Annotated in this window: 19 protein-coding genes; 6 read left to right on the forward strand and 13 right to left on the reverse strand. The window is 37.3% G+C overall.

The features are described 5' to 3' along the window. From WC747_00365 to WC747_00380, 4 genes are all read left to right on the forward strand, one after another. Positions 1-322, forward strand: a 322-nt coding sequence (locus WC747_00365) for a hypothetical protein (GenBank protein MFA5998460.1), incomplete at its 5' end; no start/stop codon positions are given. 27 nt (positions 323-349) lie between these two features. After that, on the forward strand, positions 350-2,122 hold the full coding sequence (gene aspS, locus WC747_00370; GenBank protein MFA5998461.1) for an aspartate--tRNA ligase: 1,773 nt from the start codon (positions 350-352) through the stop codon (positions 2,120-2,122). Between the two features lie 24 nt (positions 2,123-2,146). Beyond that, positions 2,147-2,509, forward strand: coding sequence for a hypothetical protein (locus tag WC747_00375; protein ID MFA5998462.1), 363 nt, complete (start codon positions 2,147-2,149; stop codon positions 2,507-2,509). Between the two features lie 28 nt (positions 2,510-2,537). Continuing rightward, positions 2,538-3,440, forward strand: a complete 903-nt coding sequence (locus tag WC747_00380; protein ID MFA5998463.1) for an AAA family ATPase — start codon at positions 2,538-2,540, stop codon at positions 3,438-3,440. A gap of 49 nt (positions 3,441-3,489) precedes the next feature. Here WC747_00380 and WC747_00385 read toward each other — a convergent pair whose 3' ends face one another. The 5 genes from WC747_00385 to WC747_00405 form a co-directional block, all read right to left on the reverse strand. Continuing rightward, positions 3,490-6,051, reverse strand: coding sequence for an AAA family ATPase (locus WC747_00385; protein ID MFA5998464.1), 2,562 nt, complete (start codon positions 6,049-6,051; stop codon positions 3,490-3,492). A gap of 87 nt (positions 6,052-6,138) precedes the next feature. Next, the gene (locus tag WC747_00390; GenBank protein MFA5998465.1) at positions 6,139-7,371 is read right to left on the reverse strand and encodes a GIY-YIG nuclease family protein; all 1,233 of its coding nucleotides are present in this window, start codon (positions 7,369-7,371) and stop codon (positions 6,139-6,141) included. A gap of 17 nt (positions 7,372-7,388) precedes the next feature. Next, positions 7,389-13,055: a hypothetical protein gene (locus WC747_00395; protein MFA5998466.1), complete on the reverse strand. Its 5,667-nt coding sequence runs from the start codon at positions 13,053-13,055 to the stop codon at positions 7,389-7,391. Beyond that, a complete protein-coding gene (locus WC747_00400) occupies positions 13,052-14,332 on the reverse strand; it encodes a hypothetical protein (GenBank protein MFA5998467.1) in 1,281 nt (426 codons plus the stop codon). The genes WC747_00395 and WC747_00400 overlap by 4 nt, the downstream gene beginning before the upstream one ends. Beyond that, the gene (locus tag WC747_00405) at positions 14,332-15,936 is read right to left on the reverse strand and encodes a hypothetical protein (GenBank protein ID MFA5998468.1); all 1,605 of its coding nucleotides are present in this window, start codon (positions 15,934-15,936) and stop codon (positions 14,332-14,334) included. Before WC747_00405 ends, WC747_00400 begins: the two co-directional genes overlap by 1 nt. Positions 15,937-16,076: 140 nt before the next feature. Between WC747_00405 and WC747_00410 the strand changes: the two genes are divergently transcribed. Next, a complete protein-coding gene (locus WC747_00410) occupies positions 16,077-17,285 on the forward strand; it encodes a M23 family metallopeptidase (protein MFA5998469.1) in 1,209 nt (402 codons plus the stop codon). Between the two features lie 85 nt (positions 17,286-17,370). On the opposite strand, the gene WC747_00415 is transcribed toward WC747_00410, so the two are convergent. From WC747_00415 to WC747_00450, 8 genes are all read right to left on the reverse strand, one after another. Next, positions 17,371-17,655, reverse strand: a complete 285-nt coding sequence (locus WC747_00415; protein MFA5998470.1) for a hypothetical protein — start codon at positions 17,653-17,655, stop codon at positions 17,371-17,373. Positions 17,656-17,756: 101 nt separating this feature from the next. After that, positions 17,757-19,304: an MlaD family protein gene (locus tag WC747_00420; GenBank protein MFA5998471.1), complete on the reverse strand. Its 1,548-nt coding sequence runs from the start codon at positions 19,302-19,304 to the stop codon at positions 17,757-17,759. Positions 19,305-19,317: 13 nt separating this feature from the next. Beyond that, a complete protein-coding gene (locus tag WC747_00425) occupies positions 19,318-20,352 on the reverse strand; it encodes a hypothetical protein (GenBank protein ID MFA5998472.1) in 1,035 nt (344 codons plus the stop codon). Then, the gene (locus WC747_00430; protein MFA5998473.1) at positions 20,345-21,304 is read right to left on the reverse strand and encodes a prepilin-type N-terminal cleavage/methylation domain-containing protein; all 960 of its coding nucleotides are present in this window, start codon (positions 21,302-21,304) and stop codon (positions 20,345-20,347) included. The genes WC747_00425 and WC747_00430 overlap by 8 nt, the downstream gene beginning before the upstream one ends. Continuing rightward, positions 21,301-21,759 carry a prepilin-type N-terminal cleavage/methylation domain-containing protein gene (locus WC747_00435; protein ID MFA5998474.1) on the reverse strand — a complete coding sequence of 153 codons (459 nt, stop codon included), beginning with the start codon at positions 21,757-21,759 and terminating at the stop codon, positions 21,301-21,303. Before WC747_00435 ends, WC747_00430 begins: the two co-directional genes overlap by 4 nt. Beyond that, positions 21,737-22,354, reverse strand: coding sequence for a hypothetical protein (locus tag WC747_00440; protein ID MFA5998475.1), 618 nt, complete (start codon positions 22,352-22,354; stop codon positions 21,737-21,739). The genes WC747_00435 and WC747_00440 overlap by 23 nt, the downstream gene beginning before the upstream one ends. After that, positions 22,293-22,715 (reverse strand): type II secretion system protein GspG, encoded by a 423-nt coding sequence (locus tag WC747_00445; protein ID MFA5998476.1) that lies wholly within the window; start codon positions 22,713-22,715, stop codon positions 22,293-22,295. Before WC747_00445 ends, WC747_00440 begins: the two co-directional genes overlap by 62 nt. A gap of 46 nt (positions 22,716-22,761) precedes the next feature. Then, positions 22,762-23,964, reverse strand: a complete 1,203-nt coding sequence (locus tag WC747_00450) for a type II secretion system F family protein (protein MFA5998477.1) — start codon at positions 23,962-23,964, stop codon at positions 22,762-22,764. A 123-nt stretch (positions 23,965-24,087) separates the two neighbouring features. On the opposite strand from WC747_00450, the gene WC747_00455 reads away from it, so the two are divergent. After that, positions 24,088-25,296: a hypothetical protein gene (locus tag WC747_00455; protein MFA5998478.1), complete on the forward strand. Its 1,209-nt coding sequence runs from the start codon at positions 24,088-24,090 to the stop codon at positions 25,294-25,296. Positions 25,297-25,355 lie beyond the last annotated feature (59 nt).

Consider the following 25,355-nt stretch of genomic DNA (forward strand, 5'->3'; position numbering starts at 1 on the left):
TCAATCGCTGAAATCTTATAAAGTAAATATTGCTCCAAACTTAATTGGGTATTGGGTGCCAGAAGGAGCGCAGGTTATTATTTCTCCAAAAGGTGTGTTTCCAGAAAGGACAAGAGCTTCAGATAATTATATAGGCACAGAAATTTCTACACAATTTGCAGCATATTTTTATGATAGAATAAAATTAGAAGGTTATGTTGGGGCGATCTTGCCAGGACAGCATTATAAAGATTTATGTGGCACATTAATTGGCACAGATAAGCAACCAAGTGGTAGTGATATAGGATATGTAGCCAACATTGGTTTAGTGTACGCTTTCTAGAAAATTAATCTTGATTGGATAAAAATTATGAAACAAAGAACAACTTATTGCGGTTTAGTTAGTGAGCAGCATGTTGGTAAAGATATTACACTTTTAGGCTGGGTTCATCGACGTCGTGATCATGGTGGATTAATTTTTATTGACTTGCGTGACCGTGAAGGAATCATGCAAGTTATTTTCAATCCTGATTTTGATAAAGTTGCACATGAACTTGCACATAGCTTGCGCAGTGAATTTGTCATTGCCGTATCTGGAAAAGTAGTGCAGCGTGACTCTGGACTCGTTAATAAAGATTTAAAAACTGGTGCATACGAATTACAAGTTTCACATGTAGACATTTTAAACAAAGCTGTTGGCCTTCCGTTTATGATGGAAGAAGCTGATAACGTTGAAGAAGAATTACGCTTGCAGTATCGATACATCGATCTTCGTCGTGAAAAAATGTTTCAAATCATGCGTCTTCGCAGTGACGTTACTTTTTTTGTCAGAGAGTTTTTTAGAAAAGAGGGTTTCTTAGAAATTGAAACTCCTATGCTGACAAAAAACACACCTGAAGGAGCTCGCGAATTTTTAGTTCCGTCTCGTATACATGAACACAGTGTGTACGCACTTCCACAATCTCCACAAATGTACAAACAGTTGCTTATGGCATCAGGAATGGACCGTTATTTCCAAATTGCTCGTTGTTTTAGAGACGAAGATTTACGCGCAGATCGTCAACCAGAATTTACACAAATTGATGTGGAAATGTCGTTTGTACAAGAAGAGGATGTCATGCAAACAATTGAGAAATTATTGTTTCATGTATTCAAAAACGCCTTAAATATTGAAATTCCAAAAAATTTTGAGCGCATTACCTATGATCAAGCTTTCGCTGATTATGGTTGTGACAAACCTGATTTGCGTTACGACTTAAAAATTCAAGACTGCAGCTCTCTCTTTGAAAAGACTGAATTGAAATTTCTACAAACAGTTTTTCAAGCTGGTGGTAAAATTGGTGGAATTTTAGTTTCACAAAAACAATTTACTCGCTCTGAGCTTGAAAGCTGGGTCAATAAAGCAATGCATTTTGGAGCAAAAGGACTACTTTGGATTCGATTCAACGACCAAGGTGAAGCTGAATCTCCGGTGTCAAAATTCTTGCCAGAAAATTTCTTACAACATGTTAAAACAATTATGCCGCAAGCAAAAGCTGGCGACACCATCTTTTTAATTGCTGGAAAATATAGCGAAGCTTGGACACTTTTAGGTCGATTGCGCTGCGCACTTGCTCAAGAACTTAATCTTGCAAACGCAGACGAGTATCGTTTTTGCTGGGTAACTGATTTCCCATTGTTTGAATATGATGAAGCTGAAAAGCGTTGGAATGCGGTGCATCATCCATTTACCAGCCCGCAAGTTGGCTGGGAAGGTAAATCCTTTGGTGATATAAAAGCACGGGCTTACGATGTAGTTTTAAACGGCTATGAGCTTGGCGGTGGATCGATTCGTATTCACGATATTGAATTTCAAAAGAAAATGTTTGCTATTTTAGGACTTGATGAAGAAAAGATGCAAGATAAATTTGGAGCTTTACTCAATGCTCTTTCTCTTGGTTGTCCTCCGCACGGTGGTCTAGCTCTTGGTCTTGATCGTATCATAATGCTTATGACGCACTGCAAATCTATTCGTGATGTTATAGCATTCCCGAAAACTCAAAAGGGTCATGATGCAATGATGCAAGCTCCTGGAGAAATAGCAGAAAAAGATTTAGAAATGTACGGCTTGAGATTTTTGCCTAAGAAGCAGGACAAGAAATAATACGTTTCGAGAAAAATTGATTTCATGAAAAATCAAAGAACAATAATTTTTTTTATAATGAGTGTTGGATTTTCTTCCAGCACTCATTGTTCTCAAGAGTTAAAATTATATAAAAGACAGGATGTTGCATTTGTTATGCCTCAAGCATCTTCTTGCGCGCAAACAGTTACGCTGACAGATTGTCAGCTAGAAGGGCCCTGTTTTTTCCTTTTAGGAACTAAAAATTTTATCTTACAAAATTCTACTATTGCTGGTAACGTTATCTCTCATTTAACAAAAGATGGTAAACCGATAACAATAATACATCTGATTGGAGCATCGTGTATTTACGGAATAATCGAAAATGGGATAGTGACAGCAGAAGATGTTCCTGGCTCATGTGATTAGTGTTAAAAAACACTGTGGAGGTAGTAACGTGTTTAAAAAACTAATAATATCCATTTTTTTATTGGCTGAGTTTTGCGCATTTGGAAAAGGTGTGCTTACAAAAGGATCAGTGATTTTGCTAAGTGGTGCTTCATCATCCGGAAAATCTGTACTGGCAAAAAAATTACAAAAACAGCTGGCTGGTGGTTACAAAATTATATCAATTGATGATTTTGTATATCCAGCAGTGTTTCAAGCAGCCCAAGATTTGGGCTTTGTCTCAACTAGCACGATGTCGCAGCAACAAATTCATAAAAATATCTCAGAAAACATAGGCAGTATTTTAGAAGTTTTTGATAATGCACAGTGGCATGGTGCAAATTGGGAAAGTATAAAAACAAATATGTATCAAGACGTAAAACAACGAATACAACGTGGTGAAAATATTATACTTGATACGGTTTTAGATGCTTCGGAATTTACCGCTACAAGCTCCTTTACTAAAATAATGTCAGGCTTTTCCATATGTTCAGTTTTAGTTTACTGTTCTCCAACCGTACTTTTGCAGCATGTGTTGCAACGTAATGCTGGCGCTGATCATAAACAAAGGCGTGATATTGCTCGTGTCATGAAATCATTTTGTGGCATGTATGAACCAGTAGCAAGCGCGAATGATTGCCAACGAATAGTGGGTTACATTACAAAAAAAGAAGTTTCAACCATTGTAAGCAGGGTAATGAACGAAACAGATGAGTTAGAAACCAGCAGGCATAGTTTGGCCGCAACATTACACAATTTGCTTCATGAAACATTTTTACAAGTTAGTGGCAACGGTAGTGATTTCGCTCACATTACTTCGCGATGCTCATATGATGTATGTGTTGATACGGGCACGATGTCACAGCATGAATGCGCTACGTGCATCAAAAATTATCTAGCAAAGTTCATATAAAGAAGGGAGCTTTGTAGCTCCCTTCTTTATATAATAAACTCTGTTGTCTTTATGAAATGACAATTTTATCATCTTTATAATCAACACTTATTGTTTTTACATCTGGATGTTGCAGTAAATATTGTGATGTTGGTATCACGATAAATTGTTGAATTGCGCGTTTGAGTGGTCGTGCACCAAACTCTTGTTGAAACCCTTGTAGCGCTATAAAATCGAGAGCTTTATCTGATATCGACACATCAATGTTTTTTGCGTGCATACGTTTTTCAAAATTTTTGATGTGTGATTTTGCAATATTTTTGATGACTTTTTCATCAAGCATATTGAAGAATACGATATCATCAATTCGATTTAAAAATTCTGGTCTAAATGTTTTATGCAGTATTTTTTCGATTTCAGTTTTTACTTTTTCATCGATTTTTTTAGCTTGCAGAATAATTTCAGAACCAATGTTTGATGTCATGATGATGACGCAATTTTTAAAGCTGATTGTTCTGCCTTGTCCATCAGTAAGCCGACCATCATCAAAAATTTGTAAAAAGATATTAAACACTTCTGGATGAGCTTTTTCAATTTCATCAAAAAGTACAATGCTGTAGGGATTACGTCTGACAGCTTCGGTTAACTGTCCACCTTCTTCATGGCCAACGTAGCCAGGAGGTGATCCGATCAGTCTTGATACCGCATGTTTTTCCATGTATTCAGACATATCGATGCGAACTAATTTATGTTCATCATTAAATAAATAATCAGCCAAAGATTTTGCAACTTCAGTTTTTCCAACGCCTGTGGGCCCGAGAAATAAAAATGAACCGATTGGTTTATTTGGATCAGTAAGTCCTGCGCGGTGTACTTGAATTGCATTAGCAATCTTTTTAACTGCTTCATCTTGTCCAATCACTCTTTGTCCTAAGACATCTTCCATTTCGAGTAATTTTTTAGATTCAGATGCTTGTAGTTTTTCAACAGGGATGCCAGTCCATCGTGATAAAACTTTTGCAATGTCTTCTGGTGTAACTTCTTCTTTTAAAAGATGAGAGCCAAGAGCTTTTATCTTTTCTTGCTGACTTGCAAGTTCTTTTTCAAATTGAACAATTTTTCCATATTTTACTTCTGATGCACGAGCAAAATCACCCATACGCTCAGCTTGAGCAAATTCATAGTTTGCAAGCTCAATTTTTTCTTTTATTTGGTTAATTTTTTCTAAAGGAGCACGTTCTGATTGCCATTGATTGAGTAACGTTTGATGTTGCTCTTTTAAAGCTGTGAGTTCTTTAACCAAATCTTTTAAACGTTCTTGTGATTGCTGATTATCTTTTTCTTTGGTAAGTGCAACTTTTTCAATTTCGAGCTGTCGGATTTTACGTTCCATTTGATCGAGTTGTTCTGGTTTTGACTCAATAGCCATTTTTACCATGGATGCAGCTTCATCAACTAAATCGATTGCTTTATCGGGTAAAAATCGATCAGGAATATTTTTTGCAGAAAGTTGTACTGCTTGCACGAGTGCAGCGTCTGTAATTTTGATTCCATGGTGAAGTTCGTATTTTTCTTTGAGTCCGCGCAAAATAGAAATAGCATCTTCAATTGAGGGCTCTTCAACTAAAACTTTTTGAAATCTACGCTCAAGTGCTGCATCTTTTTCAATGTATTTTTTATATTCTTTAATTGTTGTTGCGCCGATGCAATGTAAATTTCCACGGGCTAAAGCAGGCTTGAGCAAGTTTGATGCATCCATGCCGCCACCAGATGAACCAGCCCCTACGAGCATATGAAGTTCATCTATGAAAAGAATGATGCGTTGATCTGATTGTTCAATTGCTGTCAAAATTCCTTTGATTCGTTCTTCAAACTCTCCTTGAAATTTTGTGCCAGCCATCAGTGATCCCATATCGAGAGCATAGATGACATTGTTTTTCAAACTTTCAGGAACATCATTATTGATGATGCGTTGCGCAAGACCTTCTACGATTGCAGTTTTTCCAACGCCAGGATCACCAATGAGCACCGGATTACTTTTAGTTCGTCGTGATAAAATTTGTACGACGCGTCTAATTTCTTCATGTCTACCAATGACAGGATCAAGCTTTCCATCAGCTGCTTGTTTGGCAATGTTTTGACAATATTTATCTAAAATTTCGTACTGTTTTTCAGCATTTTTATCAGTCACTTTTTTACCTTTACGTAAAGTAGTCATAATTTTAAGTATTGCTGGCTTATTAAAGTCATGTGCTTTAAAAAATTGAATTATCGAGCTTGGCAGTAATGTAGTTTGTACCCATTGAAGTAAAAAATGTTCAATGCCTATAAAACTGTCACCTAAGCTTTCAGCTTCTTTCTGACATACATCAATAAATTGTGCTGTTTGAAGGTCAAGTTTTATTTCTGCTCCTTGGACCTGAGGCAGTCGTGTAAGTTCGGTGTCGATCAATTTTGCAAGTTCTTGCATAGGTAAATTGAGACGCTTATAAAATGACATGCAAAATTCATTATCTAAACTTGCTGCAAGCGTATGAAGTGGTAGCAATGTTGGATTGTGATGCTCAATTGCAAGTTGGATAGCAGCCTGAAAAAGATCTTTAGCTGAATCGGTAAATTTTTGAAAATCCATACCTAAACCCTTATGTAAAACAATATTTGATATATGTATATTATAGAAACTTTGAAAATTATAATCCAAGATTAATGATATGGGGATTTATAAATCTTTTACAAGATTTCGTTTTTTTCGATGATATGAAATCGCAAACTGATGAGTTTTATCTCTAATTTGTAGAAGTAAAAGATCTTCAGATTTGTGAGGATCAAGTTTTATAAAATGTTTAAAGTCAGCAGAAATAATAGTCTCTTCTTTTTTTGCTAGTCCAACCAGTTCTGCTGTGCCAATGTATGGTTTGACGGCACTGATTTGTCCTTTGCCACCATCAACAACAATTAAATTTGGATACTCTAGGCCAGATTTGTAACGACGTTGTACGATTTCGGCAAGAGCAGCATAATCATCTTGCTCAATAATTGTTTTAACTTGAAAGCGTCGAAAAGATTTTGGTTCCGGTAGGCCATGTACATAACGAATACAGCTTCCAACAATTGCTAAACTTTGCATGTGAGAAATATCAAAGCAATCGATAACATACGGAACATGTTTTAAGTGTAAACGTTTTTGCAGTGCCATTAAAATAGCTAGATTTTTTTGATTGTCAGGAGCGTTTTGTTTGCTTGGCATACTTTGTAGGGTTTGCAAAGTTTGTGCGATCTGCTCAAAATTTTGCTTGTATTCAAGCAAGTGCCGAGCTCGTTCGAACTGTAAATTTTTTGAAGCTTGTTTTATTTCTTTATCGATAGCTTTAAGGGCAAGATTTGAATCATTGGTTAAAAGTTGCTGCGCGAGCATCAGTCGGAATTTATAAAATTCTACATCGAATTCTTTTGTGCAAAATCCAGCACAGACACCAATATGATATTGCAAACATCCATGCTCAATCTTTTTTGTGCATAGTTTTAATTGCAGGGTTTTGGTTAAAAAGCTGTAGACACCGTGAGCAGATTTTTTAGTAAGAAACGGTCCAACGTAAACTCCTTTTTTGTCTTTTGTTCTGACAATTGAGAGTGTTGGAATTTTTTCTTGCGAAAAAAATAAATAGATAAAAGGGTTACCTTCTTTGAGCAACTTGTTGAACTTTGGTTGATATTTTTTAATTAATTCAGCTTCAAGGTATAAAGCTTCTATTTCGCTACTTGTGGGAATTGTTTCAAGTGTTGTTGCTTCATGCAAAAGTAAACTTGTTTTGAAGTCATCGGGCTGATTAAAGTATGATGCGATGCGATCGGCAATATTTTTTGCTTTACCGATGTAAATAATTTCTTGGTCTTTATTTTTAAAAAGATAAACACCAGATTTTTCAGTAAGTTTTTTTGGTTTTTGCATCATGCCAGCCCCTCTTTGTTTTATAGTTTCAGGTGAACGCCACCACTTCTTTTGGGTATAAGCTCGAACCCTGCATTGCCGGCAGCACTTTGTTGTCGATCAGAGATACTTTTTTCGCCTGGGAAGTGCAAGTGAACTCCTGGAGCTTTATTTGATAATCCTATTTTAACTCCATGAAGTGGCGGATGAATTCCTGCAATAGACGATGAAGTTGTACTGGTGACTGGTATTATTTTGAACTTGCTCGTAGTAGTAGATTTTTGTTGTTGTTGAGCTGTTAAGTAATTATCATACGCAGTTTCAGCATTTATGATAGTTGTGTAATCTGCAGAGTTGCCGTAAGGACTAAGCATTGCAGAAGCTAAGTAAGAAGCAATTGGTTTTGGTGTAATTCCTTTTGCAAGTACCGTGTTTTTCAAGTACAGATTTCCTGTAACCAGACTGATTAAGCCTTGAGCGTTTGAGGATATTGGTGACATGCCAACTAAATTTCCTAAAGCATTGTTTGTCACTTCTGCCATAACTAAATAATCGATCATTGGTTTTCCAGTGCTGTCTTTTGCGTTAATAGTTTGCGTGCAAGTATAAATATATTGACCAGAGCTTAAAGACTCTGGGCTGATAATATCGAGTACAAATTTACCAAAGTTAATATTTGATAAAGATGTCGCTATAACAGCTTGTTGTTTGGTGATGTAATCGCCAAGGCTTGTAGGAAGTGGACCATGAGTGCTGGCTTCATAATTTTTCCATACGTCTGTAGCAGAAGCAATATTTTTGCCAGTTGAATCATAAACTGTGCCAGTTATAAGACTAACAAGAACAGTTGTTTGACCTGGGGTTATGGCGTTGCTTGGATGTTTTCCTAAACTCTTGTCGACTATGGCATCATTTTGCATTGTTGCAAAAACAACAAAGTCGGCAGCAGTAGGATCTATTTTTTTGAAATCAGTGTCAGTTGTGTGATACACATATTGCCCCAGTAAGATTCTTCTTTTCGAAAGACTTGTAAGATTAAATAAACCAAATTTTGGATTGAGTTCTTTTGCAAGATCAATTTTTGCTTGCTTCTCACGTGTTATTTCTGGTTGATCTTTTGTTGCAGGGCGAGCTGCACCATTTACTATGAGCTGAGGATTTGGAGAAATTTGATTCCACTCTATAGCAGCACCAGAACAAATCACTCCATATGTTCTTTGATTTGCAATTGGAGTAACGCTTATAGTTTCTTGTACTATTTCAACGGGATTGTTATCAGCACAAAGCGTAATGGTAAGACTTGCTCCACTGAGCACTGCTGTGAGTTGGTAGGTATGTTGTTTGTCGAGCTGTAGCGACGCTGGAAGAGATTGTTGTAAAATCCATCCTAATCCTTCATGCTCGTATACTCCGATACTTAGCGCGTCAGTTGCCAAGTCACGATAGAGCACAAACATTTTTGACAGATGTGCTTGGTCAAGATCAATCACGCTGGAGTTGATTAAATTTGCAGGAGGAGTCTTTACGAAAGAGCCATCTGCGTTAAAATTGCTGCTGACATAATAGCTTTGAAAGCTTGCTAGTTGCTGTGTAACATTTGCTACGGTTGTGTTTAAAAGTCGTGCAAGAAAATTTCGTGAACTGTAATTTTGATAGTTGCCACCCAAATATAATCCAACATGAAATGCTGAGTCGAGGGTATAGATAAATTGAACATCCATTTGCACGGTTAAAGGATCTAAAGGTTGTTTAGCTACTCCTTTTTCATCTTGTAAGTCTAAAGCTGTAGCGCGCTGATTAAACCATAATTTATCTAGTATTGGTGTTGCTGATTTTGCGGTTGATGTAGCTTGCGTTGCTGCAAGTGGAGCTTGAGCAATCTCTTGAGCGTAAGGGAAATTGAAGCGGCCAGTTGTCGAGGTGAAAAAACCTTGTGAAAGATAGAGATCAAGATAATTTGTAACAAGCCCCCACGAGCTTCCAATGTCTGCAGGTAGCAAATTGGTGGTTGAGTCAGGTGTTAAATTTTGAATGTATTGAGGTGCGAGAGCTGAAGCAATTTGATTTTTTGTTGTATCAACGCCTGCATAAATGAGGTTTTGGTACAAAGCGAGAGCTAACGTTTGATTACCAATTTCTGCTTGTTGTTTTTCTTGTATCTCGTCAAGATATGTAAGCTGACTTTGAGCTGTTGCTATTTTATTTTCGTTAATAAATTTCCATAAGTTTTTTAAAGCGTTAGATTGATTGTTTTCTTTTAAAAGAGCGTTTTGATCTTGGTTGAAACCACCGACTATATTAAATAAACCGAAGCCAGCATTCATCACCAGACCGATAGCTTCACCTTGAAGAGCCTCTAGGGCTGTAGCATATTTAGGAGTAGCATCAAAAGCTTGTTTAGCAGCTAATTTTGCAGCAGTTTTTTCGACAGATTTTGCAGTAGCTTGTTCAGCCTCTTTTGCTGCTTGTTCAGCTTCCTGTGTAGCTTTATCCAAAGTTTCTTTTGCTGCAGTTTGTTCAGCCTCAGTGCTTCCTTCTTTTGCCATAATATCGTCAAGGGCAGACTGCGCATCCATTTTTGCTTGTTGTTTTAGACCAGAATTAATTATGGCTTGACCAGCCTCTTTACTCGCTTGTTCAGCTTCTTTGGTAGCAACATTAAGAGCTGACTTCGCAGCTTGCTTAGCTGATATCTTAGCGACAGCGACAGCTTGCTTAGCTGCTAGTTTTGCTGCTAGTTTCTCAGAATATTTTTCTGTAGCTTGTTCAGCTTCTTTGGTAGCAGAGTCTAGAGCTTCTTTTGTAGCTGTTTGAGCAACCTGATCACCGGTTGCCATTGCCTCATCTAAAGCTGCTTGAGCTTCTCTAACCCTATCAGCTGCTTGCTGGGCTGCTTTTGAAGCATCATTAAGTTCTGTAGTAGCATTTTCCAGAGCTTTTGCTGCGGCCTCTCTGGTTGCTTGCCTTGTTGCTTGCTTGCCTACAGCTTTAGCAACTGCTTCTGCTTCTTGTTTTGCAATTTGTGTTGTTTCTTCTTCTGCTGCTTGCGTAGCATCTTTAGCACTCGTTTCTGCTACCTGTGTACCCACTTCTTCGCTAAAAATACTTTTTCCACCTACTTCGGTCAAACCTTGAGTTTCTTGAGCAGCTGTTTCTCCAATTTCTTGAGTAGCAGTCTCAGCTACGGTTGTGGTTCCTGCTTCAACACTACCAGCTGCAATGGTAGCAGTTGTAGTCGCAGTAGTTGTGGCGGCAGTTGTTGCAGCAGTAGCAGCAGCTTCAGCTCCGACTGTTACCGCTGCTGATGCGCCAGCTTCCGCAGTGACCATAGCAGTTTCTGCGGCTATCACAGCTGGAGCAGCTGTGCCACCGCTCATAACAATTGCTGCAACCGCAGGTACAAGAGAAATGGCAACGCCCATAACCTGGTTAATTGTTTGACGATGGGCGTTAAGAGTATTGGAAACATCATCGCGAGCTTGATCGGCAAACTTATTTCCTACAGGAATATATTCTGATACAGCAAGAGCAGCAACTTGAGAAAGAGGTCCACCGAATGCGAGTGCTAAAATTCTTCCAGAAAGCACCAAGTAAGTTATCTCGCGCGCAAGATCAATAAACAGTGTCGTAAGTGAATTAGTAATAGTGGTAAGGCCAGTTAAAACTGCTTCCAGTGCACCCTTGGTCATGTCTAAAAGTCCGGTAAATGTTTGAGTAATTGCTGTTAAACAAGTTTTTCCCAAATCCTCACCATCTTGTAAAAAAGCTTGTTGTCCTTGCTTAGAAGAAATAGCCCACGCAGCATCAGCAACTGTTTGTGCAAATTCTGCTGTAACCCGGACTGTTCTAATGGCAAGAGCACCGACTGTTGCTTCAGTTTGAACAACAACTTCACCTGCTTCAGCTGCTACATTAATGAGCGTGTCAGTTACTTGGTTTATAACTGTTGAAATATCTGTACCTATTGCTTGATCATCTAAAATAACTCCTGTCAGCTCACCGGTAATTTCAGCAAAAGGTGCAACAATACCATTTTCAAGGCTGTCTTTAAAATCATCAACAGATGAAATTAAGTCTGTAGCTGCTAGATTAAAATGTGCTTGGGCTGCAGCAAGTTCGTTTTTCCCCCAGGTTGCAGTATCGCTATGTAGTGAATCTCCTGCGCTTGCAAGTCCTTTGATATGTGTTAAAGATCCTACAGCTTCTATACCTGTGCCTAAAGCTCCTGCAAGTGATGCTCCCGCTCCTGCAATTGTTTGACCAGCAGCTTGTGTAACATGCCAAACTGCATCCCCTGCTAATATTCCAGCGTTTTTCATGTCTTGCCCTGCAAGCTCTCCTTCATGAGCAATATCTTCACCTGTAGTTTTTATTAATCCCCAGGCTCCCAGCGCTGCCTGTGTTGCAATATGTTCAGTTGCTTTAGTAGCTTTTTCAACTTCATCTTTTACGTCGTCAAACGCACTTGTAAAGGCGTGTCCAATATCTGACCAAATTGATTGTACTTGCACTTCTTTTTTGCTATGAATTGCAACTTGTTCTTTTACATGTCTGAGCAGTCGAGGATCATTTTGTACTTGTTTGGTGCTTATATTTTCTTCAACATGAAAATTGGAAGGAGACGGATGAATTGAGTCTGTATTATTTCCTTCGGTCTTACTTTTTGCAGCAAGAAGCTCATCGAGTAGAACAAAATCATCTAATGTGTATGGAAATATATTGGGTATAAGTTGACTGTTTGACATCACATCGAGCATTTGTGAAAGATTTTGATCGGTCATATGTTTTGTGAGCAGCCCGTGCACTTCATGCAGCATGAAATAACACCAGACTTGCTCTTTGATCGGGCTTTTAAATTGAGGTGTTGGATTATTATTAGCACCGGCTAAAACAGTCATGTTATGTGTTGCTTGGTAAAATAGTGTGTGCATAAATGTTACAACAGTTTTTCCAAAGATCGCTTGAGGATCTTGCGGCTTTTGGCTCTTTGGGTTTTTTGCAGCTGTTGTTCGTGGAGGATTTGCAATTGCATTCCAATCAGGACACTGAGCAAGGTAACGCTGTTTTAATGTTTCTTCTAAATCAATTCTTGCACGTGTGATTTCATTGATGGTGCGCAGGCTTGTATAGTCCGCATTATAAAACGATGTCTCGAAATGAGGGATATAGTTGAATGTTTGTTTTTCAACGTTATGAATTGTTTGAAGCGCTATAGAAAAATATATATTAGTGTCGGTAATCATTGCTTTGCAAAAAAGTTGCCATGTTTGAGAATTAACAAGATCTTGATTGGTGATTTTTACAGCATTCCAGCTTGCAGAAGTGATTAATTGCTCTGTGGGAAGATGAGGTAATTGTTGATTGTTGTCTTGTATAAATTCTAAAAAATCAGGAAAATGTTGTTTGACTTGTGGATCCTTTTTTACCTTTTCTAGCTTGGCAAGAAAGACAAGATACAGATAAGTTTTTTTTATTGTATCAATTGAATATGAATCTAAAGCTATTCCAGATTTTCCAAAAGTTTTATCAATTTCTGCAAAAATAGTGTAGAGGAAAGGATCGTTTTGCTGCGTGATTGCAGAAAGAGGAAAATCGATAGCTGCAAAAATAGATGTTGCTTCATGATCGCTAAATGTTGTTGGCGTTACGGAAAAAAGAGTGCTGACATAGAACATGCACAAAGAAAATATCAAACATATTTTTTTCATGAAGTAGCTCCTTCGCGCCTCGGCGTAGCTAAAAGCGAAGCCGGGTTTTCTTTAGTAAGTAAAGTTTTAACTTCAGCATTAAAAGTTATTCGAGCACTTGGTGAAAAAATAATTTCTTTTGGTTTAATGATTTTAAATTGAGCAATTGCTCCAGGCGACATAAAGCCGATGCCATGATAAAGGTACAAATTTGCATCTTTACTTGTTACGGTGATAAATTTTTGCGGTTCTGGCGTGGTAGACTGCCAGACTTTGTACTGAATGGTTTGTGGCGATGTTATAATTTTTATTTTAAAGGTTGCTGGTTGCAACAGGAGCGTTGTAAATGCGCTTTGATTTATCGTAGTTTGCTGCGAAGTTGATGCTGCGTTGTTTATAATTTGCTGCAAAGGATACAAAATGGTTGGAGCTGTTATATCTTTAGCGGTTGATGCTGCTGGTGTGTACTGTTCACCGTAACCGACCTGAACAGATTTGTTGTTATTTCCATAAAGCCCTAAGAGTCTATACTTTTGTAGTCTGCTGCTGTCTCCAGAAATCCATCGAGCTTTGTTAAAAATAATGCCAACAAAAAAAGGATAATTTACTTGATACAAAGTAAGCTCACATAAAATTTCATAGGAAGACTGCTTGGTAATCCATTCAGTAAAAATTGAATTGTTGGGAGCTTTATCGGCAGAAGTTGTTACAGCTTGCGTTGTTGGATTAGTTTGAGTTATCATAAGAGGCTCGTTGCTCATTTGCCAAAAACTATCAAATATTTCATCTTGAGAAGGAACCTTCCCTTTTGTTATAACTTCTTCATATTCCCAATTTCCAACGGGAAAGATATTCTTCCACGTTTGACCCTTAGGTGTGTACATAGTTCCAAGAGTAAATAATTGATCAGATGTCGAGCCATTTAAAATGTAATCATCTTGCGGTGCATCCAAGCTGATTGCTTGCTGAATATATGTATCCATTTGATTCATGATAGCTGTTTGATCTTCTGTTAATTTGCCCATATGGGTCTGGGCTGTTTTAAACATTTTAAAAATATTTTTTAATTCAGATTTTCCAGCTTTTTGTACATAGCTTTGAAAAGCGCTATTGGAAGTATTTATATTATTTTGATCTTCGGCTATAGCGCTACCCATATTTGCATACATTGAACTGATTGATTGGTTAGCCATCGACGCTCCCATTTGGCCACCAAGCATGATAGCCATATCGGCCATCATGTTTGCTTGCACTGAGGGTTGCACAAAAAATAAAGATAAAAGTAACAGTATTAACATTATTGTGCTCCTGCTTGTAGACCAGAAGTTGGAGTTATATCAGCGAGTGTTGGGATAAGGTTGGACGGTGTATATATTGAAGCATTTGCTGGGTGTTGCTGTGGACCTAAAATGTTTGGAGTGAGTGTTGCTAACGGTAAAGACACTGCTGCTGTTGCCGTTTCTTTTTTCCATGATTGCATAAGAGCCTTGCACGTACCAGCAGGTAAGTCTGTTTCATTTGGATCTTTTCCTTGCTGCGTAGCAACGACACTTTCAACAAGTGACTCCATGCATGGATCAAAAATGTTAAGCCCGAGAAGCGCTGAAAAATCACCAAAGCATGCGCTTAAAATTCTAGAAACACCTTCCCAAGAATTGAGCCAATCAGGCTGCGCGATAAGCTGTTCTTCAAAAGAATTTGCACCGCTTTGCATACATAAAAACAATTTATTTGTTGGATCACCTTGGCTACCCTTAACAACTTTGCCGTCACTGTTTTTAAAATAAGCCATTGGATGGCCGTTGATAACGCCTCCATGATTTGCAATGTCTACAATATGGTCAGGCCACATAATTTTTTTTGAGTTTTTCGATAGTGATTTTGCTAGGTGAGGAATTAATTTTAATGCTCGCATGTCATCGTAACCAAAACAAAATAAAGGTGGATCCATTTTTTGTAGCATGATGGCTTCTTTATCTGCTGCAACGTTAGCAAAACTATCTCCGTAGATAAATTGATTGAAGTCTTCTGCGATAGCAACAAAAGCTGTAAAGTGCTCCGTGTGCTTTGGATGAGGATTGTGCAAATGGCTGGTATATGTTTGATAAAAATCAAGATACGCTGCAAGCGCTGTAAGATATTTTTTCTTATACTTAACTAATTCTGGCTCTACCTGTTTTACGATGAACTGAGTGAGATCAATGCTGTAATCATTTTGAATAAGTGTTTTTCCCATGAACGATGCAAAAGTCTGAGGAATTTTTGGAATGTAAGATCTGATAGCTCCATTGAATTGGGACTCAATAATATTTATTAAATGATTGATAATGAGCGTTTTTTTATTTGCATCATACAGCTGTTCATCGTTTAAAAACTTAGGAATACTTACTTGCATTTTTCCACCCTGAGTTAAAATAGTCCCAGCGTGCTGTAGATTAAAATTTGTATAGATGCTCATGAGATAGTGATACAGCTCGTTGAGAGCGTTGATGTGAATTTTTCTAAAAAAGGGAACGAATCCTGGATTGTTTTTCATGCTTGCAATCATGATGTCAAACTTTCCAGCAACGTCTGGGTATCCAGGAAAAAGAGCAGATCCACTAGGACAGACTTGAAATGCTGTGGCTTTTGGTTTTAGGACTGTAAAATTTCCATGAGCTAAAATCGGCCAGGTTCCTGGAGGAGTCATAGCTTTAATGGTGCGATTTTGAATTCCTTGCTGAACTGTGCCATCGGCCATAACGGTCGTGAGTGGATACGTGGCGACGGTATCCATAAGACCTTTAACGCCTTGAGTATGCTCTGGAGTTAATTGAGCGGAAAGAAATAGATCTGGTTTGATTTGCAGGCTTGAAGTAGCGACGACGATCAAGAGCGTGATACAGAAATATTTCAGCTTCATGAGTTCTCTTTTTTAAGAACAAAAATCTTTTTTAAAACAAAAAATCAATGTTTTATTTTCGTTTTATTGTTACAATAAATATCATGAAAATCAAGATTTGTTTCTTAATCAAATACCATATACACGGATAAGGATTGTGCATGATTCCTCAAGGGCGATACATTGTATTATGTCTAACACTTTGCTTAGTAGCATACGTTTCAAGACGAACATATTTATATTATTTTGACACAACTCAGCCTCAAGTAACCGTAATTGGTTTTGAAGATGGCAAGGCATACGCCGGCGATGTAACAGGTTCTTTGAAAGGATCAAGTCCTTACAAAGTTTCACACATATCAATGTGGATTGATGACAGTTTGATGCATCGTGATTTTAGAATTAATAAAAAACAGTTTGATCATCCTATTTCAATTCCCGTTAAAACAATTGCAGACGGTCTACATTCGTTGAAGTTTGAAATTGTTGATGGAACAAAAAGTCAAAATAAAACATGCATTGAGCGTTCTTTTTACACCGACAATGTAGGACTACAAGCAGCACTTGTTTCGCTATCATCTGGTTATAAAGTTTCACAAGGAAGCTGCCTGCACATTCAGGTTCAAGTTAACAAACAAATTAAATCGGTAACAGCAAAAGTACTGACAGGAACATATTCATTTTTCCCAGAAAGCAAAAATTCTTTGGTGTATGAAATATTTATTCCAATTGAGTGTGAGCAAGACGCTGGAGAGTATCCATTCACTGTTGAAGTGGTAGATCGCTTGGGCAGTAAAACAACTTTAGAAAATAAATTTCAAGTTATGAGCGTGGCTTTTAAAAGAAGAATTTTGAACGTTCAAGGTAATAAGCTTCAATCAGAATTGGCATTTACACAGTTGCAAGAACAAGATCTTGAAAACGCACTTGCACAAGCTTCTGCCGATTCAGTATCTGAAAAATTGTGGAGTGGTGTATTTGAAGTTCCAATCGTAAGTAAAGGAATTACAACAGAATTTGGCGTTATTCGAACATCACAAGAACGTGGTCGTCGAGTACACAAGGCACTCGATTTGATAGCGGAGCCAAGAAGCGTTATTTGGGCATCAAACAACGGTATCATTGTCTTAAAAGATCGTTTTACACATAGCGGCAACACAGTTGTGATTGATCATGGTTGTGGCGTTTTAAGTCTTTATTATCACCTGCTTGATTTTGCAGATATTTCTGTCGGTCAGCGCGTTAAAAAAGGACATCCTCTTGGACGTATGGGTATGACTGGTTATGCAAGTGGTGATCATTTACACTGGGAAATTCGCGTAAATAATACTGCCGTTGAACCAATGCAATGGACACAACGCTGGTCATAAATACATAGAAATTTAGATAAAGAAAAAGGCTTTCGAAAATAAAATTTCGAGAGCCTTTTTCTTTATCTGTTTTTTTAAAACTTTTTTAAGACTGGATTGATGTTGCTGCTGAACTAAGTTGCAAAGTATTAGCTTGAGTCATATTATTTTTGATACGAGTTGTTTCTTGTAGCGCTTTTTTTGCATATAGCTCAGCTCTATAATGCATCGGTGACGAAACTTCAGTTTTTGGTAATTCTTTTAGCCCTTGATGAAGATTGGAGAAAAACTCTTGTAGAGTTATTATATCTTGTTGAGTTGGTCTTTGGCTTGTAAAAGTATTAAAAGTTACGAAGCTTAAACAAACAAGTAAGGTGTATGTTTTTTGCATAATGTTCCCTAAATAGATATTAAAAAGTTGAATTTAAAAGTGTTTCATTACATGGCCTACTTTTTTAGAGATGGTCTTGTATCAAATGTAACAGCTATTTTTTAAGCTGCAACATTCAGAGTAATTTTTGAGAGAAGATATTTAATATCATCATCTGCAAATCGAAGACCAAGTCCATAGAATGGAGAAGCATTGTCACTTACAAAGTCATCAACACCAAACGTCATGTAAAGATTATTGAGCACAAATACTCGGTTTAACCATTTTACGTGCGGACGACGTTCATCGCCGTATTGAAGTCGTTGTAGACCGTGCATATCAAATATTTCAAGAGTGGTAATCCAAGAAAGTTTATCGGTACCAACAGGAATAAAGAAGTCTGCACCTGCACCAAAAGCTCCTTCAAAAAGACCTATGCGCAACGCAAGATTGTCATAAATTTTTCCGAATTGGAATCCATAAGCAAACGGTTGACGATGTTGTGTAAGAATTTGTGGCGCATGCATACGACGGTTAAGAGAAGCAACTTGATCATTAGGATCAGTAGGAATCTCATTGTATGGAATTTCTGAGAAGGTATTTTCTCGAGAATCAAGATAGGTAGTATATTGCCAATCTCTACTGACGAAACCTCTTTCAGATGATGCAATTTGTCCCATGTAGAAAAAGCTGCTGCCAGTATGAATGCGTACGTTAAAGTAACCTTTTGTGTCAGTCCATCTGTATTGATCACTTGGTCGTTGCATATTTTCTGAGTGAGCGTCAAAAATAACGCCGAGTGATTCAAATTTTGCTAAATAATTTTTTATACCAGAGACAGCTGTTTTAATATCTCGGTACATATCATCTTCATTGACCAATTTACCAAGAAGGCCGCGACCTTCATCGATTTTTTGAGAAACTGAAGTAATGCTTCCAAATCCTTCGCGTGCTTCATCTGCTGCGCGTGAAAGCGACTGCGCAGAGCCACTTAACTGCTCTTTAAGAGCTGGAAGATCTTCTTTAAGTGTTGCTGTAAAGCTTTGCATGTTGTCGATAATAGCTTTTAAGGCATCTTTATCAGAAAGTGCGCCATCAAGAGACGATGCAATGTTGTTGATTTTGTAAGATGCGTTTGAAATATTTTCAACGATGTTTTTCATTTGTTCTGAACGTTCAGGACCGGTAAACGCATCTTTCATGCTATCGGTTATTTGTTCAACGTGCGTTGCGATATTTTTAAATTTAAACAGAAGTTCATCAACAGAAACCGCTTCGCGTCCTGGACGAGTTAAATTGTTTCCTGAATGAAGTTGCGGGAGCATAGGGTCCCCAGGAATGATCTCTAAGTACTTCGATCCAATTAAACCTTCTTGACGGACTATGGCATAAGCGTTGTCATATAAAGCGTATTTTTTGCTGACCATAATTTTTACTTGAGCAGTGCCTTTTTGGGTGAGTTCAATATTGTCGACCCAACCAACTTTTACACCAGCAATTTTTACTTCTGCTTTTTCTGATAATCCAGAAACATCATCAAAAGAAACTGTGAACGGATAATGCCCTGAAGAGGTAATCCGAAAAGCTCCAATACCCAAAACCATGAACATAAAGACGCTGACGGCAAGGATGACAAATATGCCAACTTTTGTTTCTGTATTAATCTGCAAATTATTCTCCGGTTTATATCTGATAGGCCTTCATAACCTCAATGCTTATCAAACTATTTTTTGCCTTCGACCTTACTATAGTAAAGATTGTCGAACTTGTCTCGTTTATATTTGCCTTGAGCAATAAGGAGAATATATTAGCTTCAAATTGTGTCGTCAATATTGTTTTTACTTCTTGAGCAAGATCTTTGTACTCTTTTTGATATAAATCTTTTAAAGAATTGTTCCAATCAGTTTCCCATTTTGCAGTTTTTGCACATTTTGAAAATAATTTATTTATTTCTTCCTGCGACATATTTTGTTTTGGCTTAAGTCCTAAAATTTTGCACCAGGATTGCGATAATAGCCAAGGATTAATGGTATCTTGCTCGGTGGAAACGGTAAAAATATCAGTTAGAAAAACATTTTCTTTTTCAGACGCTTCAAAATTTAAAAAAACGTTTGATTGAAAAGCTGTTTCAAATTCTTTAATGGACAGTAATTCTGTGACATCATTAAAATCAAGTCCGCGGCTGGCTAGATGTTTTTCAAATGCTGGAAATAGAGAAGGTTTTTTTGTGATCGAAGCTATTTTTTCAAACAACCACGTGCATAATTTTTTACGATCATTGGGCTGCCCTTCGTTTAAAAACTTTTTTTTCTCGAAGTCATATAAGCTGTTTAAATTTAATTTTCCTTGCTCGGATTGTACGGCAATAGAAAGAGTTGCATCAACGCCATCAGCTTTCTGCGTGAGTTTGTATGATTCTTGTTTGTTAAAAAAAGGAGCAAGTTGCTTAAGGAGTGTTTGATCTGTGTTTGTCTCTGCTTTTGCGACAGCTGCTTTTTCTTCTTTTGGAGTTTGATCATTTGGCTCCTGAGGGGTTATGACGCTGTGAGCAAGAGCAACACCGCTGAGCGCCAGGCGATGTGTTTTTTGTTTTGCGACCAGCACTGTCATCAGCTGCCGGTAAGTAACTACTTGCATAAAATATAAAGAAACGATGACGGAGCATACAGATAAAATGCTAAACAATAAAAATAAAATAAAACCTGGTTTTTTATGCACGAGGTCCTCCTGAAGCAGCTGGATTTGCAGCGCTAATAGCTGTATTATTTGTAGGTGACTTAGCTTGATTACCTTTAGCTTTTTGCTCTGCTTGTGATCTTTTTTCTGCAAATGATTGTAAGCTTTGCTCTTGATTGATTGGGACAGCAAAAAATATTTCATAGTCAATTTCTGGTTTTTCAATGTCATGGACAAAAGAAATTTTTAATTTTATTGCTTCTGGTAAGTCTGGAGTGTCATCATCTTTTTTCTTTGCATCATCGCTTTTAGCTTCTTTTTGCTTACTGTCTTGTTTATCATCACGTGCAGATTTCTTTTTTTTGTTGTCCCACTCTTTAGCCCAGATGAAAGAAAGTTTTTTATTGTTGTCATCTTTTTGGGTTTGATCAATATAGCCAAATTCGATAGAAAGTTTTGTAATGTTGCTAGCTAGTTCGTAAAAAGTGCCTTCTTTCATTTTTTCAATATCGAAATCAGCCGATGGTTTCTTATCTTCTTTGCGCATGAGTTTAAAAACAGTTTCATTTTTTGGATCAGGAATTAATGTGTAGACAACTCGAACAAAGCAAGCAGTACTGTCACCATACATTTGTAGCGCATTAGTGGTTACAAAGGTTAAAAAACTGAGGTTTTTGTCATTACTTTGTGCGTATAAAAAGTTGTTTCGTTTTATTTTTGAGTCAGAGTTAATTGCTTTAGTTGCTGTTTCGTCTGTTGCTTTTAATTTTTCATAGATCTCTGAAGTAAACCAAAGGGGCGAAATACCTTCAAAGTCAGTGCTTAACCGATCACGTAAAATCATAATCTTTGTATCGCTTGTTGTGATGCGTTGAACTGTTGCTGCACCTTTATTTATTTGATTATAAATCGTAAACACTGCAGTCATGAGCATGGTTGAAATCATCATGCTTATGGCAAACTCAAATAACGTAAATCCGCGTTGGTTATTCATGCAGCACCTTTGGGAGTTTTGGCAGAAGGAGCTTCTTCCTTTTCTTGTTTTGGTGGAATGTATAAAAATGAAAACCATTGATCTTCCTGTTTGTCACGCGTTGCTGTTGCTTGCACTATAAAAACATTTTTTGAAAAATTTTTATACAGCTGTGATGACTGCGCAATTGGCTTGATAGCAATATCTAATTTTACATCAGGATTATGTTTTTCTTGATGAATTTTAACATCGGCTACACTCTTTTTTTCTTGTAGCGCTTGCGCTAGTGTTAGTTTAAAATCGATCAATTCTTTATCGATTTCTAAAAGATTAGAGACCGAATTATGTGCCTTGGATAGTTTTTGAAAAATAGTTGATTGCATCATAAAAAGTGACGTACCCATAATGGTGAGTAGTGTCAGCGCGATTATAATTTCGATAAAGGTAAATCCACTACGGCTTTGCAAAGGTATCATGAAGTTTCGCCTGGCTATAAAAAGGGTTGATAGTGATAGCAAATTGATTGTTGGTTTCTTCGTTTTCATCTTCAATGTTAATCGTAACGGTCTGACTTGTGCCATCAGGCATAATGTAAAACCATGCATCGTGCGTAACTTTACCTTGGCCCATTTCATCAACGCCTTGGATGAAAAAGTTTTTAATCACCAAGCGCTCTGGAATCGTTGTGGAGCTGTGAAATATTCCCTCAGGCACTGGCTTAAATTGCTTGTGCTTGTCTTGCTCTTCTTTCGAAGGAGTATGAATTTTTACTTTAATTTCACGATGATCAAAATCGAAAAAAACTTGATGAATTTTTTTGGATGTAATTGCTTGATAAATGGTATCTGAGAGTAGCTGAGAAAATTGTGAAAAGAATTCTTTTTTTTCTTTGCCACGTGGGTTTGTTAAAAAGCGTGGCGCGACAAATGACATAAACATTGAAATCAAAAGTAATAAAACAAGGATCTCGATAAACGAGACCCCTGCTGTTGTATGTTGCGATAGCTTCTTACTTTGAAGCATAGATTCTATCTTCTTCTTTTTCTGGATCGCCATTTGAATATAGTTCATATGGAGGAGTTGCTCCTGGAGTTAATTTATAAATTAAATCGTTGTCCCAACCATCTTTTGGTAATTCAAGAACTCCGCTATCTTCGTTACCAGCGTAAGGTCCTTGCCAATTTGAAGAGCCTTCTGGTTTTTTCAAAAGATCTTCAAGTCGCTCTGGGTATTTGCCACAATCCATTTTGTATTGTTTAAGTCCTACTTGAATGTTTTTGAGAGTGTTTTTTGTTGTCGTTGCTCTGCCGCGACCAAGTAGGCTCATAACGCGAGGTCCGACCATGGTCATGAGTATTCCCATTAAAACAAGCACAAACATCATTTCGATAAAGCTAAAACCTTGCTGTAATGTTTTTTGGTTTGAGATCATAATAAGTTCCTTTCATTTATGATTCTATTTTTTATGGACATACTTTTTACATTTCATACATACTCATCATTGGTCCCATGATTGCAAACATGATAAAACCAATGACGAAACCCATTAAAACGGTCATGATAGGATCTAATTTTGATGTAAGACTGTCGGTAAAATCATTGAGTTCTGTTTCATAATTTTTTGCTACAGTCAAGAGCATGAAATCAAGATTACCACTTTGTTCTCCGGTGTTAATTAAATAAATTGCCATAGGAGGAAACAGACCAGTCTCTTTTAAAAATGGTGAAATTTTACCTTGTTTTATAATTTTATCTTTTGCAGCTTCAAGAGTTTCAACCAAAATGCTGTTATCAATAATGTTGCATACGATATCTAAAGCTTGCGATAAATTTACACCACTTTCAAGGAGCATGCCGAGTGTGCCGCAAAATTGTACAACAGCACTTGTTCGTGCAAAAAAATTTACAATAGGAATTTTGAGCTTGAGGTTATCAAGAGTTCGTTTTCCCTGTGGAGTAGATTTCCAATATTGAAATGCTACAGCAATTACAAGAATGATGATGACAAGAATAAGGTAGTGATTTGTTAAAATATATGATCCTGTCAGCAGTATTTGAGTTGCTAGCGGCATTTCTTTGCCAGCTGTTTTGAGCATAGATTTTAATTCTGGAATAACAAAAGTCATGATCGCCACGACTGCTGCGGCAATGATTCCTAGCTGGATGAGTGGCCCAGAAAAAGCTTTACTTACTTTTTTTCGTGTTTCTTCTGTGCGCTCTAAATATTCAGTTAATCGTTCTAAAATAGTTTCAAGTTTACCACTTGCTTCACCAGCTTTAACGAGTTGAATGTAAATATTACTAAATGTTTTAGGGTACGCTGCAAGTCCGTCGGCAAGTGATTTACCTTCTTTAACACCATCTTTCAAACTGATGATAATGGAACGAAGTTTTCCTGTAAATTGATCAGAGAGAAGTTCAAGCGATTGAAGGAGTGGGACGCCTGATTTTAAAAGAACTGCAAGTTGTTTTGTAAAAAAGATGATATCTTTAAACGATACAGGTTGTTCGAAAAGTGAAGCGAAAAATGAAACACCAGATTCTTTTTGTATTTTGACCTCAAACGGAAAAAGCCCTTTGGCTGTGAGCTGTGAGCGAACTGCTTCAACAGAAGAAGCGTCAAGATGACCGCTTACTTTTTTTCCTTCTTTGGATAAAGCACGATAAAAATAAAGTGCCATTTTCGAAATCCTTTATCTTTTTTGAGACATCAAACTTGTAAAAATTTACTTTTATTTTAATTTAAAGTAAAAATATACCTGTGAAAAATTAAAACTTACATAACGTTAGCATATGGGGGAAATGTGCACAAGTATATTAAGTTTGCATCGTGGTTTATGCTTGCATTGATGGTAACACAGCGCGATGCGGTTACGGTACAGGTACAAACCAAAGTTAAAAACAATCAAGTTGTTCTTGCAAAGGAATCTGTAAAAACGAAGTCCTCGGACCTGATTCCAGACTTCGCCCAGGCGTCGCCTTCGGCTATGCCGGACACGGCCAAGGCTTCGTCGGACTTGCGCCGTGGAACCAGCAATACATCGGATCTTTCAAAGGCGCCGGACAAGTTAGCATCATCCTCTGCTATAAATTTATCAAGCAGTGAACTAACGAGTGATTCATTGTCGCGGCAAGAAGTTGATCTGATTAGTTTTTTTTGTAAACCAATTACCTTTACACCAGATGGCATTAGTTATTATTTTAAGTATGTATACAATCATCCTGAGTATATTAATTATTTGCCGTACAGCCTTTCTCATATGATTCAATTTTTAGAATATGGCCAAAAGTCTAGCCAAACAGAGGTGTTTGCAGCTTCAGTTATTAAAATGTTTATGCAAAAAATCAAAGCAGTTTCGTACGTTGAAGCAGAAGCTTTTGCTGAATTTTTACCAAAATTAACTCAGGCTATGAAGCCGTATTTGGAAAAAAAAGAAGCGAACTTTTTGCATGAAATGCAGATTGTTTTAAAAGAAAAACTGACCACTATTTTTTCAAAATATTTTTCATATTTTCAAAAAAATCCTGATGGATTTATGGATTCTTTAGCTGAGCAGATTGCAAAACAAACAAACCAAAGCGTGACTCAACAGCACATTGAAGTGGAACACCTGAAAAAAGACGTTTTACGGTTCTTAGAGCTTTGTGCCAATAAATTGGTCTGGTCATCGAAAGATGATCTGCAGGTTTGGTATACATGTAACAGGCTTGCTCATGAATGTCAGATTTGTCTTGATCAAAAAGTTTTATGCAACCAAGATGCGCTTGATGATATGTGTTGGTCGTTTATTCATCGCTTCTGTTATTTTGTTGAGCTGTCGTCAGGATCGCTCAATAAAGATTTTTACTGCCACGTGCTTCATGATCTGCAAACAAAGCCGCTTATTTTAGTTGCTCTTGAAGAACAAGAAGATTTGATGACGTCGAAAAAATCACATTTGATGATGCGCATGCAAGCATGTAAAGATCTATGTTGCTCTATGAATTTTGATTCAATGAAGATGAATATTTAAAGTCTAAAAAACAATGTAACAAAAATGGCGCAACTTTTACTGGTTGCGCCATTTTTATT

This window comes from Candidatus Babeliales bacterium, assembly GCA_041660205.1.
Classification (GTDB): Bacteria; Babelota; Babeliae; order Babelales; family Chromulinivoraceae; genus JACPFN01.

Excerpts from the sequence above, each read along its gene's own strand:
- WC747_00445 (MFA5998476.1), bottom strand. The coding sequence starts at position 22,715 with ATGATCTCAAACCAAAAAACATTACAGCAAGGTTTTAGCTTTATCGAA.
- WC747_00410 (MFA5998469.1), top strand. The coding sequence starts at position 16,077 with ATGATTCCTCAAGGGCGATACATTGTATTATGTCTAACACTTTGCTTA.
- WC747_00430 (MFA5998473.1), bottom strand. The coding sequence starts at position 21,304 with ATGAATAACCAACGCGGATTTACGTTATTTGAGTTTGCCATAAGCATG.
- WC747_00440 (MFA5998475.1), bottom strand. The coding sequence starts at position 22,354 with ATGAACTATATTCAAATGGCGATCCAGAAAAAGAAGAAGATAGAATCT.
- WC747_00375 (MFA5998462.1), top strand. The coding sequence starts at position 2,147 with ATGAAAAATCAAAGAACAATAATTTTTTTTATAATGAGTGTTGGATTT.
- WC747_00385 (MFA5998464.1), bottom strand. The coding sequence starts at position 6,051 with ATGGATTTTCAAAAATTTACCGATTCAGCTAAAGATCTTTTTCAGGCT.
- WC747_00435 (MFA5998474.1), bottom strand. The coding sequence starts at position 21,759 with ATGATACCTTTGCAAAGCCGTAGTGGATTTACCTTTATCGAAATTATA.
- WC747_00390 (MFA5998465.1), bottom strand. The coding sequence starts at position 7,371 with ATGATGCAAAAACCAAAAAAACTTACTGAAAAATCTGGTGTTTATCTT.
- WC747_00450 (MFA5998477.1), bottom strand. The coding sequence starts at position 23,964 with ATGGCACTTTATTTTTATCGTGCTTTATCCAAAGAAGGAAAAAAAGTA.
- WC747_00405 (MFA5998468.1), bottom strand. The coding sequence starts at position 15,936 with ATGAAGCTGAAATATTTCTGTATCACGCTCTTGATCGTCGTCGCTACT.
- WC747_00395 (MFA5998466.1), bottom strand. The coding sequence starts at position 13,055 with ATGAAAAAAATATGTTTGATATTTTCTTTGTGCATGTTCTATGTCAGC.
- WC747_00415 (MFA5998470.1), bottom strand. The coding sequence starts at position 17,655 with ATGCAAAAAACATACACCTTACTTGTTTGTTTAAGCTTCGTAACTTTT.
- WC747_00400 (MFA5998467.1), bottom strand. The coding sequence starts at position 14,332 with ATGTTAATACTGTTACTTTTATCTTTATTTTTTGTGCAACCCTCAGTG.
- aspS (MFA5998461.1), top strand. The coding sequence starts at position 350 with ATGAAACAAAGAACAACTTATTGCGGTTTAGTTAGTGAGCAGCATGTT.